This is a genomic window from Armatimonadota bacterium, assembly GCA_031459765.1.
GTDB lineage: Bacteria > Sysuimicrobiota > Sysuimicrobiia > Sysuimicrobiales > Kaftiobacteriaceae > Kaftiobacterium > Kaftiobacterium secundum.
In genome coordinates, this window is the sequence record JAVKHY010000002.1 from 306,959 (window position 1) to 322,671 (window position 15,713).

17 protein-coding genes are annotated in these 15,713 nt (G+C 70.5%); 11 read left to right on the forward strand and 6 right to left on the reverse strand.

The window, feature by feature from the left end:
• Window positions 1-159 precede the first annotated feature (159 nt).
• The 8 genes from QN141_04260 to QN141_04295 all read left to right on the forward strand — a co-directional run bounded on the left by QN141_04260 (window position 160) and on the right by QN141_04295 (window position 7,165).
• On the forward strand, window positions 160-747 hold the full coding sequence (locus QN141_04260; GenBank protein ID MDR7557683.1) for a DoxX family membrane protein: 588 nt from the start codon (window positions 160-162) through the stop codon (window positions 745-747).
• Between the two features lie 155 nt (window positions 748-902).
• Window positions 903-1,067, forward strand: a complete 165-nt coding sequence (locus QN141_04265) for a hypothetical protein (protein MDR7557684.1) — start codon at window positions 903-905, stop codon at window positions 1,065-1,067.
• Window positions 1,068-1,233: 166 nt separating this feature from the next.
• Window positions 1,234-1,584, forward strand: a complete 351-nt coding sequence (locus QN141_04270; protein MDR7557685.1) for an SPW repeat protein — start codon at window positions 1,234-1,236, stop codon at window positions 1,582-1,584.
• Between the two features lie 146 nt (window positions 1,585-1,730).
• Window positions 1,731-3,266, forward strand: a complete 1,536-nt coding sequence (locus tag QN141_04275) for an ABC transporter ATP-binding protein (GenBank protein ID MDR7557686.1) — start codon at window positions 1,731-1,733, stop codon at window positions 3,264-3,266.
• A complete protein-coding gene (locus tag QN141_04280; protein MDR7557687.1) occupies window positions 3,263-4,402 on the forward strand; it encodes an ABC transporter permease in 1,140 nt (379 codons plus the stop codon). Before QN141_04275 ends, QN141_04280 begins: the two co-directional genes overlap by 4 nt.
• Complete coding sequence (locus QN141_04285; GenBank protein MDR7557688.1) at window positions 4,402-5,265, forward strand: ABC transporter permease; 864 nt, start codon at window positions 4,402-4,404, stop codon at window positions 5,263-5,265. The genes QN141_04280 and QN141_04285 overlap by 1 nt, the downstream gene beginning before the upstream one ends.
• 61 nt (window positions 5,266-5,326) lie before the next feature.
• Window positions 5,327-6,475: a BMP family ABC transporter substrate-binding protein gene (locus tag QN141_04290; GenBank protein ID MDR7557689.1), complete on the forward strand. Its 1,149-nt coding sequence runs from the start codon at window positions 5,327-5,329 to the stop codon at window positions 6,473-6,475.
• 54 nt (window positions 6,476-6,529) lie between these two features.
• A complete protein-coding gene (locus tag QN141_04295; GenBank protein MDR7557690.1) occupies window positions 6,530-7,165 on the forward strand; it encodes a molybdenum cofactor guanylyltransferase in 636 nt (211 codons plus the stop codon).
• Here QN141_04295 and fdhF read toward each other — a convergent pair.
• The 3 genes from fdhF to QN141_04310 are packed head-to-tail and all read right to left on the reverse strand — an operon-like array spanning window position 7,137 to window position 11,829.
• Window positions 7,137-9,800, reverse strand: a complete 2,664-nt coding sequence (gene fdhF, locus QN141_04300; protein ID MDR7557691.1) for a formate dehydrogenase subunit alpha — start codon at window positions 9,798-9,800, stop codon at window positions 7,137-7,139. The genes QN141_04295 and fdhF overlap by 29 nt on opposite strands.
• A complete protein-coding gene (locus tag QN141_04305; GenBank protein ID MDR7557692.1) occupies window positions 9,782-11,251 on the reverse strand; it encodes an NADH-ubiquinone oxidoreductase-F iron-sulfur binding region domain-containing protein in 1,470 nt (489 codons plus the stop codon). The genes fdhF and QN141_04305 overlap by 19 nt, the downstream gene beginning before the upstream one ends.
• On the reverse strand, window positions 11,248-11,829 hold the full coding sequence (locus QN141_04310; GenBank protein MDR7557693.1) for an FmdE family protein: 582 nt from the start codon (window positions 11,827-11,829) through the stop codon (window positions 11,248-11,250). Before QN141_04310 ends, QN141_04305 begins: the two co-directional genes overlap by 4 nt.
• Window positions 11,830-11,929: 100 nt before the next feature.
• Here QN141_04310 and QN141_04315 point away from each other — a divergent pair, with 100 nt between their 5' ends.
• Together QN141_04315 and QN141_04320 are read left to right on the forward strand one after the other, a co-directional pair.
• Complete coding sequence (locus QN141_04315) at window positions 11,930-12,490, forward strand: metallophosphoesterase family protein (GenBank protein ID MDR7557694.1); 561 nt, start codon at window positions 11,930-11,932, stop codon at window positions 12,488-12,490.
• The gene (locus QN141_04320) at window positions 12,490-13,173 is read left to right on the forward strand and encodes an endonuclease V (GenBank protein ID MDR7557695.1); all 684 of its coding nucleotides are present in this window, start codon (window positions 12,490-12,492) and stop codon (window positions 13,171-13,173) included. The genes QN141_04315 and QN141_04320 overlap by 1 nt, the downstream gene beginning before the upstream one ends.
• A 36-nt stretch (window positions 13,174-13,209) precedes the next feature.
• Here the strand turns inward: QN141_04320 and QN141_04325 are convergent, their stop codons facing one another.
• From QN141_04325 to QN141_04335, 3 genes are all read right to left on the reverse strand, one after another.
• Window positions 13,210-13,620 (reverse strand): hypothetical protein, encoded by a 411-nt coding sequence (locus QN141_04325; protein MDR7557696.1) that lies wholly within the window; start codon window positions 13,618-13,620, stop codon window positions 13,210-13,212.
• Between the two features lie 70 nt (window positions 13,621-13,690).
• Complete coding sequence (locus QN141_04330; protein ID MDR7557697.1) at window positions 13,691-14,626, reverse strand: anion permease; 936 nt, start codon at window positions 14,624-14,626, stop codon at window positions 13,691-13,693.
• Window positions 14,627-14,628: 2 nt separating this feature from the next.
• Window positions 14,629-15,333 (reverse strand): DUF47 family protein, encoded by a 705-nt coding sequence (locus tag QN141_04335; protein ID MDR7557698.1) that lies wholly within the window; start codon window positions 15,331-15,333, stop codon window positions 14,629-14,631.
• Between the two features lie 58 nt (window positions 15,334-15,391).
• Here QN141_04335 and QN141_04340 point away from each other — a divergent pair, with 58 nt between their 5' ends.
• Complete coding sequence (locus QN141_04340) at window positions 15,392-15,712, forward strand: hypothetical protein (protein MDR7557699.1); 321 nt, start codon at window positions 15,392-15,394, stop codon at window positions 15,710-15,712.
• Window position 15,713: the final 1 nt, after the last annotated feature.

Genomic DNA, 15,713 nt, shown 5'->3' on the forward strand with positions numbered 1-15,713 from the left:
CCGAGGACAAGATGCCGCCGCAGCCCGATAGCCCCCGGATCATCCGGACCATAGGCTGGCAGTGGACCAAGGAAACGCAGCGTTCAGAGTGAACACGCTGTGTACAGGGTGAACACCGCGGGCGAGACGACCGCCCGGACCCAAAGGAGGGGAGCACAAATGGCGAAGGTAGAGTCGGCGCTGGTCGAGGTCTACAGCGACCCGCCCTTCGCACGGACCCTGTTCAGCACCACCCGGTTCGCCTGGCTGTGGGCGGCCGTCCGGATCTGGCTCGGCTGGCAGTGGATCGAGGCCGCCCGGCACAAGGTCGGGGTGGAGGCCTGGACGGGCACCGGCATGGCCCTGAAGGGATTCTGGGAGCGGGCGATCCAGGTGCCGCCGCCTCCGGCACGGCCGCCGATCGCCTTCGACTGGTACCGCACCTTCATCCAGTACCTGCTGGACACGCAGTCCTACACCTGGTTCGCCAAGCTGGTGGCCTACGGGGAGCTGGCCGTCGGCATCGCCCTCATCGTCGGCGCCTTCGTGGGCATCGCCGCCTTCTTCGGCGCCTTCATGAACTGGAACTTCATGATGGCGGGAACGGCCAGCACCAACCCGCTGCTCTTCACGGCCGCGATGCTGCTGATCCTGTCCTGGAAGGTCGCGGGGCACTACGGGCTCGACCGGGTGCTCCTGCCGCTCCTGGGCACGCCCTGGAGGCCGGGGAAGGCGTTCATCGGTCGCACCGCTTCCGCCGCATCCTAGCGGAGCGGTCGATCACCGGGAGGGACCCCGGGGGGGCGGGGTCCCTTTCCTCTTTCTTGAGGCAGGAATGGGGCCGGCCTGTGGAATAGTGTAAGACCTTCGACGGGTATGAACTGACCGGTGATTCCACCATCGTCTGTGGGTGAGGTTCAGAGATGGTCCTGTTCGTGCTGGTGAACTGCCTGATCGTCCTCCCCCTGACCTGGATGTCGCTGCGCTGGCTGGGCGTTCCGGACCGGCACGAACTGGTCGCCGGGATCTTCCTGACGATCGTGTACGCCCTGTTTGCCTCGACGCTGTTCGGCATCTTTTCAGGGTAGGAAAAAATAAATTAACGGCGACAAGCCTGCCTGCCATTCCCTTTCCTCCCCAGCGCGGCCCGCCTCCGGGCGCGCGACGGGATTGACCTCGCCCGTCCGCGGAGGAACACTAGAGGGTGGAGCGGAAGGCGCTGTCCGGTTGGGTGCAGACCGGAGGTGACGGACGATGGTGTGGGCAAACGTGGTCAATGCCCTGCTCGGACTCTGGTTCGTCGTGGCGCCGTTCGCGCTCGGCTTCCAGAATCGCCCCGGCCCGATGTGGGCCAGTATCATCGGCGGGGCGGTGCTGTTCATCCTGGCGGGCTGGGCGGCGCTGGACAAGCGGATGCGCCTCCAGGCCTGGGTGCAGTATGTAAACGGTCTGGTAGGCATCTGGTTCATCATCTTTACCTATGTCTTCGCGGACGTCGCCGGGGTCGCCCATGCGCGCTGGACCACCGTGCTCGGTGGCCTCATCGCGCTGGTGCTCGCGGCCTGGCTGGCGTTCGGCGCCCTTCCGAAGGAGGCCAAGGCCTGACCGGAAGACCGGGCGCCTTCCGCTCCCCGTTTACAGGATCCCGTCGTCCGCACGAAAAGTCCTGACCATCGGCCGGAAGACCGACAGGGAGCCGGCGGGACCCTGCTGAATCCGTCTACATCCACCAACCTCGACGTCCGGCGTTGATGTCAAGCGCATCGCGGCCTGCAGGGTCCGCTCCCCCGCTCCTGCTGCTGAAGGAGATCACCAAACAGTTTCCGGGGGTGGTGGCCAACGACCGCGTGACGGTTGACGTCCAGGCGGGCGAAGTGCACGCGCTGTTGGGCGAGAACGGCGCCGGCAAGACCACGCTGGTCAAGGTGCTGTACGGAATCCACCAGCCCGACGCCGGCGAGATCCTCCTGCGCGGCCGGCCGGTACGGATCCGGGCCCCCCGCGACGCCCTGCGCCTGGGCATCGGCATGGTTCCCCAGCACTTCCTCCTGGTCCGCCGGCACACGGTGGCGGAGAACGTGTGCCTGGGGCTGGAGGGGACTCCGGCCCTGTTCCCGGCCCGTCAGGTGGAACGGCGCATCAGGGAACTGGGCGACCGGTACGGTCTGGTCGTGGATCCCCGCGCCCCGGTCTGGAGCCTCTCCATCAGCGAGCAGCAGCGGGTGGAGATCCTCAAGGCGCTGATGCGCGGCGCGGAGATTCTCGTCCTGGACGAGCCAACGAGCGTGCTCACCCCGCAGGAGGCGCAGGGCCTCTTCGCCGTGATGCGCCGGATGACGGAGGAAGGCCACGCCGTGATCTTCATCACCCACAAGCTGGACGAGGTCCTGGCCGTGGCCGACCGCATCACCGTGCTGCGCAAGGGCCGGGTGGTGGAGACGCTGGCCGCCGGGAGCGCCGACAAGCGCCTGCTGGCGCGGATGATGGTCGGGCGCGATGTGGAGTTCCGGCTCACCCGGGCCCCGGCCGCGCCCCGGGGCGAGGGCCTCCGGCTCGAGGAGGTCTGGGCGCTGAACGACCGCGGCCTGCCGGCACTGCGGGGCGCGTCCTTCACCGTGCAGCGGGGGGAGATCGTCGGGGTGGCGGGCGTGGCCGGGAACGGCCAGCGGGAACTGGTCGAGGTGATCACCGGGCTGCGCCGGATCCTGCGGGGCCGGGTATGGGTGCTGGGGCGGGACGTCACCAACGGCGACGCCCGGATGGTCCTGGAGACCGGGGCGGCCCACATTCCGGAAGAACGGATGCGGGCGGGGATCGTGGGCGCGATGTCGGTGGCCGAGAACCTGGTGCTGCGCCGCTACCGCGAGGCACCCTTTTCCCGCGGCCCGCTGCTCAACCCTCAGGCCATCCACGGCTTCGCCCTGCGCATGATGAGCGCCTACGGCATCGCCGCGCCGTCCCCGCGCGCCCCGGCGCGGACCCTCTCCGGCGGCAATGTCCAGCGGCTGATCCTGGCGCGGGAACTGTCCGGAGAGCCGGGCCTTGTGATCGCCGCCCACCCCACCTCGGGGCTGGACATCAGCGCCACGGAGCAGATCCACACGCTGCTGCTCCGCCGGCGCGAGGAGGGCGCCGGGATCCTCCTGGTCTCGGAGGACCTGGACGAGATCCTTACCCTCTCCGACCGCATTGTGGTCATGTTCGGCGGCCAGGTCGTGGCCGTCGTGCCCGCCGCCGAGGCCGACCGGGAACGGATCGGACTGATGATGACGGGACAGCGGCCGTGAGAGTCGGGCCCGTGGTCGTCGAGCGTCGGGACGCCCCCTCCTGGAGCTGGACGTTGGCGATCTCCGCCCTGGCCGTGGGGATGGCCCTGACCCTGGCCGGCGCCATCTTCTGGAGTTACGGCGTCCCGCCGCTGCGGGCCTACGGCGTCATCGTCCGGGGCACCCTGTTCAATGCGCGCGCCGCGCCGGAGATCGTGCGCAACGCCATCCCTCTGCTGCTGGCCGGGGTGGGGCTGGTGCTGGCCTTTCGCGCGCTGTTCTGGAACATCGGCGCGGAGGGCCAGATCCTCCTGGGGGCCACGGCCGCCACCTGGGTGGCGCTCTTCTCCCCGGTCCCCGACGCCTGGAAGCTCCCGGCGATGTTCGCCGCCGGCTTCGTCGGCGGCGCGCTGTGGGGGCTGATCCCCGCGCTCCTCAAGCTGCGCTTCGCGGTGAACGAGGTCATCTCCACGCTGATGATGAACTACATCGCCCTGTACCTGGTGTCGTGGCTGGTGCACGGTCCGTGGAAGGGCCCGGAGATGCGGGGCTTCGCCTTCACCAACGCCTTCCCCGCCGCGGCCCGGATCCCGACGATCGCCGACACGCGCGTCCACTGGCCCACGCTGATGCTGGGGCTCCTGCTGGCTGCGGCGGTGGCGTACCTGCTGGCCCGGACGCGGGCCGGCTTCGAGATCCGGATGCAGGGGGAGAACCCCGAGGCGGCCCGCTACGCCGGGGTCGACCCGCTGCGGACCACGATGCTGGTGATGGTGATCGCCGGAGGGGCGGCGGGCCTGGCCGGCGTGGGGGAGGTGGGCGGCATCCATCACCGACTGCTCGACCCCACCCAGATCTCCCTGGGATTCGGCTACGCGGCGATCATTGTCGCCTGGCTGGCCCGCGGGAGCCCCCTGGCGGCAATCGGGACGGCCGCATTCCTGGGCCTGATTTTCGCCAGCGGCGACGTGATGCGCGTGGCGCTGCAGATGCCGGCCCGCGTCACCGACGTCTTCAACGGACTGATCCTGTTCTGCCTCATCGGCAGCGAGCGCGCCCTCTCCTGGCGGCTGCGCTGGGCCCCCGGGGGGGCCCGGCAGCCCGCGGCCGCCCCGCCCGAGACCGTCGCCTCCGAGGCGCCGGGGAGTGATCGCTGATGGCCGGCGAGTGGATCCTCAACACGATCGTGCGCGGGATCGCCCTGGGCACGCCCCTGCTCTGGGCGGCGCTGGGGGAGGTCTACGCGGAACGCTCCGGGGTGGTCAACCTCGGGGTCGAAGGGATGATGGTCCTCGGCGCCTTCGCCGCCTTCGCCCTGGCCCAGGCCAGCGGGCTTCCCTACCTGGGTCTGCTGCTCGCCGCAGGCGTGGGGGCGCTGGCCGCCCTGCTGCACGCCTTCGTCGTGATCACCCTTCGGGCCAACCAGTACGTCTCCGGTCTAGCCCTGACGATGCTCGGCCTGGGCCTCTCCGCCCTGCTGGGACGGCGCTGGGAGGGGCTGCCGCTGCTGAACACGCTGCCGGAGATTTCCCCGCTCACCTACGGCGGCCTGCTGCTGGCCGGGATGCTGTGGCTCGTCCTGTATCACACGCGCTGGGGCATCATCCTCCGCTCCACGGGGGAGTCGCCGGCCGCCGTGGACACCATGGGGTTGAACGTCTTCTTGGTGCGCTACTTGGCCGTCGTCTTCGGCGGCGCCCTGGCCGGCGTGGGCGGAGGCCTGCTCTCCGTGGCCTACCGGCCGTCGTGGACGGAGGGGATGACCGTGGGGTTGGGCTGGATCGCCATCGCCATCACGATCTTCGCCTCCTGGGATCCGCTGCGGGCCGCGACCGGCGCCTTCCTGTTCGGGGCGCTGTTCCACCTCTCGTTTCGCCTCCAGACCTGGGTGGCTCCGGAACCGCTGCAGATGATGCCCTTCGCCGTCACCATCCTGGTGCTGGCTGTGGTCACCCGGCGGGGCGGCGCCCAGGGCGTCCCGGAGGCGCTGGGGATCCCCTACACGCGCGGAGAATCTTGAAGAAGGAGGTGCAGAGGCGGGCGAGGTAGGATAGTGCAGCGTCGGACGGGGGAGGGAAACGATGCGAGTGCTCAGAGCGTTGCTCGTCGTGGTGGTGATCCTCACCTTCGCCGCATCCGGGGGGGCTCAGGCGAAGCTGAAGGTGGGCTTCATCTACGTCGGACCGATCGGCGACTACGGCTGGACGCACGCCCACGACCAGGGCCGGAAGATCGCCGAAAAACAGCTGCCCATCGAAACGCTCTACGTCGAATCGGTGCCTGAGGCGCAGGTCGAGCCCTTCATCGACAAGCTGATCCAGCAGGGCGCCCGGGTCGTGCTGACGACCAGCTTCGGCTTCATGGACGGCACCCTGGCCATGGCCAAGCGCTACCCCAACATCATCTTCGGCCACGCCAGCGGGTTCAAGCGCAACCACAATATGTTCACCTACATGGCCGACTTCTACCAGGTCTACTACCTGAACGGGCTGATGGCCGGCGCGCTGACCCGAAGCGGCAAGGTAGGGTACGTGGGGGCCTTCCCCATCCCCGAGGTCAAACGGCACATGGGCGCCTTCGCCCTGGGCGTGCGGGCCGTCAATCCCCGGGCCACCGTGCATGTCCGCTGGCTGTTCTCCTGGTTCGACCCGGCGAAGGCCAAGGAGGCCACCGAGGCGCTGATCGCCGAGGGCGTCGACGTCTTCGCCTTCACGGAAGACTCGCCCACCGTGGTGCAGGTCGCCAGCAAGCGCAACCTTCCCAGCTTCGGCCACTACTCGCCGATGCAACGCTTCGCCCCGCGCCACGTCGTCTCGGGACAGCTGGTGCACTGGGAGCGCATCTACATCGACTTCCTCTCCAAGGTGCTGGCCGGCAGATACACCGCGGAGAACCTGCAGAACGTCGACTACTGGTGGCTGCTGGCGGAGAAGGCGGTGGAACTCGGCGGCGACTTCGGCGTGCCCGTCAACCCCGTCTGGATCCCGAAACTGCAGGCGGTGAAGGTGCAGACCCGGGAGTTCGGCCAGATCTCCGTCTACGACCTGGTGAACCGCCGCCTGGCGCAGATGTCGAGGACGCCGGTGGCCTTCGACCCCTTCACCGGACCGATCCGGGACCGCAAGGGGCGCCTGGTGGTCCCGGCGGGGAAGACGATGACCGTCGCGGAACTGACCACGATGGAATGGGCCGCGCCGGGTATCGTCGGTCCCTGGCCCAAGGAACCGTAAAGTTCGCGCACCCGTAACGGAGGCACGGCGGGATTCCCGGTGGGGAGGCCCGCCGTGCCTGCCCCCATGGCAGACGTCTCTGGCATCATCCTGGCCGGGGGACGGAGCCGCCGCCTGGGCCGGGACAAGCGCGACGTCATCGTGGGCGGCGTGGCGCTGCTGGATCGGGCCGTAGCCCTGTGCGCGCCGCTCGTCGACGGGCTCCTGATCGTGGCCCGCGAGGCCGGTCCGCCCCGCCGCGGCGTCCCCGTCGTCGCCGACGAGATATCCGATCGCGGGCCGATGGCCGGCGTGCTGACCGGCCTGCGCCGCAGCCGGCACCCCAGGATGCTGGTCATCCCGGTGGACATGCCGCTGCTGACGGCGGAGTTTCTGCGCTTTCTGATCCGGATCGCCCCCGAGGCCGAGATCACCGTCCCCAGGTGGGAGCGGGGGATCGAACCGCTCGTCGCGGTCTACACGCGGTCCTGTCTCGGCCCGCTCGCCGACGCCCTGGCCCGCGGCGCGACCGCCCTGCACGCCTTCATCCAGTCCGCGGGCCGCTCCGTGCGGTTCGTGGACGCCTCGGAGATCGCACCCTTCGGCCGGCCGGAACGGCTGTTCTTCAACATCAACACGGCGGAGGAGGTCGCCGCGGCGGAGGCGATGCTGGCGGAGGAGATCAGGCCTTCGCGATCTGCACCGCCGTGACTTTGTACTCCGGGGTGGCGGTCTGGGGATCGCGGTGCGGGCCGGTGACGCGGTTCAGGAAGATCTCCGCCGTGTGAAAGGTGGCGAAGACCACACCCGGTCCGACGGCCGTGGTCAGGCGTACGGGGAGGACGGCGGCGCCGTAGCGGCTGCGGACCGCGGCCCGCTCGCCGTCCCGCAGCCCCAGCGCCCGGGCGTCCTCCGGGTGGAGATCCAGCACGTCGGAGGGACGCAGCTCGCTGTTGGCCGTACGGGCGGTCATCGTGCCGGCGTTGAATTGATAGAGATTCCGGCCGGTGATCAGCACAAAGGGGAACTCCGCGCTCGGCGCTTCGGGGGTCGGCCGGTACGCGATGCGGCGCAGCGTCGCCCGCGCCCCGATCGGGAAACCCCGGCCGTGGAGCAGGGGCGTGCCGGGATGGTCCTCCGAAGGGCACGGCCACTGCAACCCGCCCTGCTCCAGCCGGGCAAAGGAGATGCCGGCGCCGGCGGGCCAGACCCTGCGGATCTCATTCCAGATCTCCTCGGCGGACCGAAAGGCAAAGTGCTCCCCCTTCCCCATCGCCGCGGCCACGGCGCAGAGGATCTGCCAGTCGGGCCGGGACTGGCCGACCGGCGGCAGCGCCTGCCGGATCCGCTGCACGCGCCGTTCCGAGTTCATGAACGTGCCGTCCTTCTCGAACGACGAGGCGCAGGGGAAGAAGACCGTGCCGTACCGGCGGGCCGTCTCCTGGAGGAAAAGGTCCTGGACGATGACCAGGTCCATCGCGGCGAAGGCCTGCTCCGTCGTCCCGGCGTCGGGATTGGTGAGGAGGACGTCCCAGCCGATGACCCACAGCGCCCGGAACGCGCCGGCCCGGGCGGCGTCCAGCATCTGCATCGCGTTCAGGCCTCCGGCCGCGGGGATCGGCGCCCCCCAGACCTGCTCGAACAGCGCCCGGCCGTCCGCGACCGGCACGAACCCGGTCAGGTTGTCCGGCTCGCAGCCCATATGGGCCGCGCCCTGCACGTTGTTCTGCCCCCGCAGCGGATTGATCCCCGTGCCGGGCCGGCCGACGTTGCCGGTGAGCAGGGCCAGATTCGCCAGGCACATCACACCCTCCGTGCCCTGCGTGTGCTCGGTGACGCCCAGCCCGTGAAACATGAGCGACGGCTTCTCGGTCGCATACAGGCGCGCGGCGTCCCGGATGGACCGCGCCTCGACGCCGCACAGGTCCGCCACCCGCTCCGGCGCGTAGGTCCGGATGAACTCCCGGTAGGCCTCCACGCCGTCGGCCCGCAGCGCCAGGAAGGCCTCGTCGGCCAGCCCCTCTTCCAGGACGGCGGCGGCCATGGCGTTGAGCAGCGGCACGTTCGTGCCCGGCCGCAGCTGCAGGTGGTAATCGGCGTAGTCGGCCAGCTCGATCCGGCGCGGGTCGATCACGATCAGCCGGGCGCCGCGCAACACGGCCTGCTTGATGCGCGCGCCCACGATGGGGTGGTTCTCGGTGGCGTTGGTCCCGCAGAGCAGGATCGTTCGGGCGCGCTCAATGTCGTCGAAGGAGGAGGTGGCCGCCCCCGTGCCCAGCATCGCCCGGAGGGCCGCGGCGCTGGGCGCGTGGCAGACGCGGGCGCAGCAGTCCACGTTGTTGGTCTGCAGCACGACCCGCGCGAACTTCTGGGCCAGGTAGTTCTCCTCGTTGGTGGCGCGCGCCGACCCCAGCACCCCGACGCTTGGCGGGCCGTGCTGCGCCGCGATCTCCCGCAGCCGCCGGGCGGCAAAGGAGATCGCCTCATCCCACGAGGTCTCGCGCCAGCGCGCACCCTCTCGAATCAGCGGTGTGGTGATCCGGTCCGGCGCGTGCACGAAGGTGAAGGCATAGCGCCCTTTCACGCACAGATGCCCCTTGTTCACCGGCGCCTCCAGGACGGGTTTCACCTGGACGAGACGGCCATTCCGCGTGCCGGCGAGCAGCTCGCAGCCCACACCGCAATAGGGGCAGGTCGTCCGGGTCCACGTCGTCGGCGCGCCCTCGGCCAGCACCGACCGGTCCTCAAGGGCCCCGGTCGGACAGGTATCGACGCAGGCCCCGCAGCTCACGCAGGTGCTGTCGGCGAAGGCGCCGCCGGAGTCGGGGACGATCTTACTGCGGTCTCCACGCTCCCACACCTGCCAGACGAACTGCCCCTGCACCTCCTCGCAGATCCGCACACAGCGGTAGCACGAAATACACTGCGCCATGTCCACCCGGAGATACGGGTGTGACTCGTCCACCTCAGGGGCCACAGACCCGGGCAGCTCGTCCGTGAGCCCGTAGGCTCGCAGGTAGCGATGGAACTCCTTGTCCGGATCCCGCAGGACGGCGTCCCGAGGGTACCGGCGGGCCAGCATCCGCAGGAGGCTGCGGCGCAGCGACTCCACTTCCGGCGCGTGGCTCTCGATCACCATGCCGTCGGCGAGCGGCGTGGTGCAGGCCGTCGGGGGGCGCGGGAAGCCGTCGATCTTCACCGCGCAGAGCCGGCACCCCCCGTAGGGCGCGAGCCGGGGATCAAAACACACCTGCGGAACGTGGACGCCGATGGACTCCAGCGCAGCCAGCACGGTCAGACCGTCCCGGAACTCGCAGGTCCGACCGTTTACCGTGACCCGAACCACGAGGCCACATCCTTTCCGTAGTAGCGCACGATGCTCTCGACGAACTCCCCCAGCCCGATTCCGTGGCCGCACAGGCTGGTCTGGCGCAGCGCCGGGACGATCGCCTCGAACTCGGCACGCGCCGCCGCCGGCAGGCGGCCCTGCATCCCCTCTGCCAGCATGCGCTCCACCGCGGCGGAGCCCACCCGGCAGGGCGTGCACTTGCCGCAGGACTCAAAGGCCGCGAAGCGGAAGACGTGGTGGACGAGCTCCAGGATCGAGGTGTGGCCGTCGAAGGCCACCACGCCCCCGTGCCCCACGGCCGCGCCGGCCGCCCGCAGTTCCTCGAAGCCGAAGGGCGTGTCGAACTGCTCCGGCGGGAGCACCCCGGCCAGCGGGCCGCCGATGATGACGCCGCGGACCGGCCCGGTCGTCAACCCGCCCCCCAGTTCCTCGACGATGTGGCGCACCGAGACCCCGAACTCGATTTCGTACAGTCCCGGCCGCCGGAACAGGGAGTTGAGCGAGACGACCTTCGTGCCGCGGCTGCGCGAGAATCCCAGGCGCCGATAGGCCTCGGGGCCGTGGCGGACGATCCAGGGGATGCTGGCCAGCGTCTCCACGTTGTTGACGAGCGTGGGACGGCCAAAGAGACCGGAGGTGGCGGGATAGGGCGGACGCGTGCGGACTTCCGGCCGTTTCCCCTCGATCGCGTTCAGCAGGGCCGTCTCTTCCCCGCAGACGTAGCTCCCCTGGCCGAGGACGAGCTCCACCTCGAAGGAGAACGGCGAGCCCAGAATCCGGTCCCCGAGCAGCCCGGCGCGCCGCGCCTCGTCGAGCGCCCTGACGAGAACTTCGCGGGCCTGAGGATATTCCTTGCGCAGGTAGATGTAGCCCCGACGCGCGCCGGTGGCGTGCCCGGCGATGGTCATCGCTTCGATCAGGCAGAAGGGATCCTCCTCGAGGATGAACCGGTCGATATAGGCGCCCGGATCGCCCTCATCGGCGTTGGCCACGACGTACTTGACGGACCCGGGCTCCGCCGCGACGGCACGCCACTTCCTTCCCGTCGGAAAGCCGGCGCCGCCGCGGCCGCGCAGGTCCGCGCGTTCCACCGCCTGCACCACCTCCACGGGAGGCTGTCGCAGCGCCGCCTCCAGCGCGGCGTAGCCGCCCCCGGCGGTGTAGGAGGCCAGCGTCGTCGCCCCGCCCTCGACGAGGCGCTCCAGGACAATCGTCTGCGGGGCCCGGGCTTCGATCCGCGGCCGCAGGCTGTCCTCGTTCGCGGCGGGGGCCAGGTAGCACTTGCCCAGGCAATAGACCCGTGCGATCCCGGAGGTGGCCGCGGCCCACCGGGCGGCATTGAGGTGCCGGGCCACGAAACAGGCCGTGCCCTGGCAGGCCCGACCGTCGAGCGAGAGGTCTCGCAGGTGATAGAAGGACTCGACGGGCCGGCGGGCGCCGCGGCTCACGCGATCTCCTCGTGGTAGTAGGTGTCCCCGGCGCAGGCCCGGCACAGGATCCGACCGTTTACGACGACTTCACGCCCGTTGATGACCTCCTCTTCGCACCCCGCGCATGTCACCCGTGCGCTGGCCCGGCCGAGGAGGTCGTCCAGCGCGACCGTGAGGGCCACCGGTCGTACCGTGAGTAACTCCTCCACCGGCAGGCGCTGGTAGGCGTCCAGTTGAGCGTGCCAGCCGCTGCGCGCCCCCGGCGACACCTCCAGGGCCCGCTGGCGGATCTGCGGGCGCGGGGCGGCGCGCACCGCCCGCCGGGTGCGCAGATCGACCACCGTCGCCGCCACCCGGCCGAGGTCTACCAGGCGCATCGTCCGATGGCCGAGGGTGCAGCCGGTCGCCGCCGCGATCCCGTCCGCGAAGCAGCCGTCGGTCTCCACGAAGACATACAGGCGCCGGCGCGGCGGCGGCAGTGACACCCCCAGCGCCTCTGCCGCGGCCAGCCCGATCCGCGCGCCGAGCACCTGACGGGGGCAGAGGTGCCGATGTTGGGAGGCCGACCGAGCGAGGATCTCCTGTAACAGTGCCATGGTGCTCACCCCGTATTGCGGACTTTCCTCTCGACGGCACGGCCTCCTCTCCCGGGCTGCCAGGGGACGGCCCCGGACTGCTACAATGGCTGGTGCAGCTATGCGCATTCTGGCCTGTGCCGATCTCCACGGGCGAGCGGAGCGGATCGCCCGCGTCCGGAGCCTCGTGGCGCAGCATTCGCCTGCGGTGGTCCTCCTGCCGGGGGATCTGACCCATGCCGGTTTCGGCAAGGAGGCCCTGGCCCTGTTGCACGATCTCCCCGTCCCGGTTCTGGCGGTGCCGGGCAACATGGATGCGCCCTTCGCCGCAGGCGAGATCCGGCGGGCCGGCGGACTGGCCGGCGCGGAGCCGATCACGATCGGAGGCGTCACCTTCGGCGGGCCGTCGGTGAACGGCGCGGTAGACGTGCTGGTGGTGCACGAGCCTCCCCGGGGCACGCTCGACCTCGTGCCCACCGGCCGGCACATCGGCTCGGCGCAGGTGCTGGAAATGATGACGCGCCTGCGCCCGCGGGTGCTGACCTGCGGGCATGTGCACGAGTCGCCCGGGATCGTGCGGGTTGGTCCCACCCTCGTCGTCAACTGCACGATGGGCGATGGGAAGACGCAGGGGGCGCTGATCGAGATCACCGCGGAGGAGGTCGGCGCGCGGCTGCTCTGATGGAGCCCTGGCCGGCCACGTCGGAGGAACTGGAAGAGGTGCAGCGGGAGCTGGCCGCGCTCGCGCCGCCGCCCTGGCGGCCTCCGGAAGACCACTGGTCAGCGGCGGGATGCTTCGTCTGCTTCGTCCGCGGCACCCGCGGCCCGGGGTCGGCAGGCGATCGCGGCTGGGCGGCGGCGGCCCTGGTGCGGGGCGACGAGGTCGTCGTGGGGCCCGTCATCCGGCAGCTGGCGGGATATGCCTACATTCCGGGACTGCTGGCGTTACGCCAGGGGCCCCTGCTGGAAGCGGCGGTGCGCGCCCTCCCCGGGCGGCCCGACGTCCTCCTCGTCGACGCCACCGGCCGCGACCATCCCCGCCGGGCCGGCCTGGCCCTGCACCTGGGAGCGCGCCTGGACCTGCCGTCGGTGGGGGTGACACACCGGCCGCTGCTGGCCGACGGCCCCCCGCCCGCCGACGACGACGGAGCGACAACTCCGCTGTGCATCGGCGACGAAGTCGTGGCCTCCTGGGTGCGCCCGCGGCGCGGCCTCCGCCCCCTCGTCGCCCACGCCGCGTGGCGCACCAGCGCCGAGGTCGCCGCCGCCGTCGTCCTCGCGCTGGGGCGCGGGCGAAGAACCCCCGAGCCTCTGCGCGCGGCCCGGCGGGCGGCGCGCGCCGCACGCGCGCATGACGAGCGCTGACCGGCCGGGCCGCCCGCCGGCGGCCGTCGGCGGGGTTCAGACCGCGCCCAGGATCTGCGCCGCCTTCTTCACGTCACGCGGGCCGACCCACAGGATCGCGCCGTAGTACCCGCTCACGGCAACGGCGTCCGTGGCGACGACGTTGATCTTTGCCTGCGCCAGTTTGTTGTAGTGGTCCACCAGCGCGCCGGTGCGGTCGTCGCCGGTGAGCAGGAATGCCTTCTTCGGGCCCACCAGCTTCCACTTCGCCTTCCGCGCGGCGGCCCGCAGCGCCGCCGCATCCGACGGCACCAGGTTCAACTGCGCCCGTCGGCCGCTGGGGAAGGCGTGAAAGGCCAGCAGGTTGACGCCGGCATCCTTGAGGTGGCCGAGGACCCGGGCACCTTCGCCGGGCCGGTCCGCGGTCATGACATAGTAATAGTCAACCAGACGGATCGTGTCTGGCATCTGGCATCCCCCCCGATGCGCACTGTTCCGTGCGGCCCGCCCGGTCTCCTTGATCCGCCGGCGCCGACCCCTACCGCAGCGCGGCGGATCCCCCCGCCAGCACCGCCGCGACCAGCGCCGAGGCGAGGATGGAAATCAGCCACCCGGCGGGGATGATCCAGACCATCCGGCGGTCAATCCCGGCGAGTCCTTTGGACAGGCCGACCCCGATGACCGCGCCGACGATCGACTGGGATGTCGAGACCGGGACGCCGACCTGGGTGAACAGATGGGCGGTGATGGCGGTGGCGGCCGAGGCCACCAGCGCGCTGTAGGGCCCCAGCGGGGTGATCTGCTTGCCGACGAGCATGATCACCCGGTGGCTGAAGGTCAGCGCCCCCGCCGCGATGGCCGCCCCGCCCAGCGCCGCCCCCACCCCGGGGCCGACCACCCCGACGGCGACAAAGGGGGCCATGGCGTTGCCCACGTTGTTTGCGCCCAGGGCGTAGGAAGCATAACAGCCCACGACCACTCCCGCGGCGCGCACGACCCCGGGGTAGAAGATGATTGTGCCGAACCTCCTGGCCCCCGTCCTGGCCAGCAGGCGGTAGAGGAGGTTGGCGATCACGGCGGCGGCCAGCGGGGCCGTGACGATGGCCACGCTAAGTTTGGCCAGGGCGGCCGTCTGGATCCCCCTCCCCGCCGCCAGCCCCTGGGCCGCGAGTGCTCCAACGATGGCGTGCGAGGTCGAGATGGGCAGGCCGAAGGCGGTGAGGATGTTGACGGTCAGGCCTGCGGCCAGCGCTGCGATCACGCTCCGCTCCAGCGTCAGCGGGGTCAGGCTGCCCAGGATGGGGAACACCTTCGGCCCCTCGATGACGGCGCCGGCGAAGGCGAAGACTGCGGTGAGGACGGTCGCCGCGCGGAAGCCGACCACGCCCGCCCCCACCTGGGGTCCAAAGGTGTTGGCCGCATCGTTGGCCCCCACGCCCCAGCCCAGGTACAGCCCCGCCAGCAGGCCGAGCATCGTCAGATCTTCAGGCCGAGGAGGAGCACTTCGAGCCGGTCGCCGGCGTCCTCGATGTCGTCCGAGATCTCAGTCAAAGTCTCCAGAAAACCCTTCAGGTGGATGCGCGCCCCGATCGCCAGAGGGGAGGTGAAAATCTGGCGTGTCAGCTTCCACTCGATGTCGTCGATGGTGGACTCGATAACTCCCACGGTCTTCAGGCGGTCGCGGATCAGGCCCTCGTCGGCGGCGGCGAAGAAGTTGACCACCGCCTCCTGCAGGACGGAAAACATCTCGACGGTGTGCTGATAAATCTGGCGCATCGGCTCCGCGTATTCGGCGGGGATCTCCGGACGCTGACCGAGCAGGAAATCGCAGGTGTTTTCGGCGGCGTCGGCGATCAGGTCCGCATGCTCCACCCAGTCGTGAAGGTCGGGACGGACGATGGGCAGGAAGGCCCCGCGGTAGAGCAGGTCGATCACCGCGCGCCGCGTGTTGTCGGCGTCGGTTTCGAGGTGGTCCACTTCGATGGCCCCGGTCTTGGCCTCCTCGATGCGACCGGCCAGGTAATCCTCCAGGACCACCCGTGAGCGGGCCACGCAGTGGCCCACCTTCTCCAGGTGTTCCAGCAGCAGGGTTCGGGCCTGCGCTTCCCGGCCCGTACCGAACAGGAACCGCATCACGCGCGCCACCGCCGTCCACCCCCTGTCGCCGCTCCCCAGATCCATCGTCCCCTGTGGCCTTCGGGGAGGATGAAGGAGCATTCCTCCGCGAAAGGACGCTGCGATGAGCCTCTTCCGCAGGCTCCGGGAGCGCTGGAGCGGCGCCGCGTCGCCGGCCGATGCGCACGCCGTGGTGTTCTATGTGCGCTGCGACCGGTGCGGCGAGGTGGTGCGGGTGCGGGCCGACCGCCGGTGGGACCTGGTCCAGGAACTGGAGGACGGCGTGACCGGCTACACCCTGTACAAGGACGTTCTGGGCACACGGTGCAACCAGCTGATGCGCATGGTCGTTCGCTTCGACCGGGAGTACCGCATCACGCACCAGGACGTCGAAGGCGGCCGCTTCGCCACCGCGGCGGAGTACGCGGCCGAGCCGTCCGGGTGAA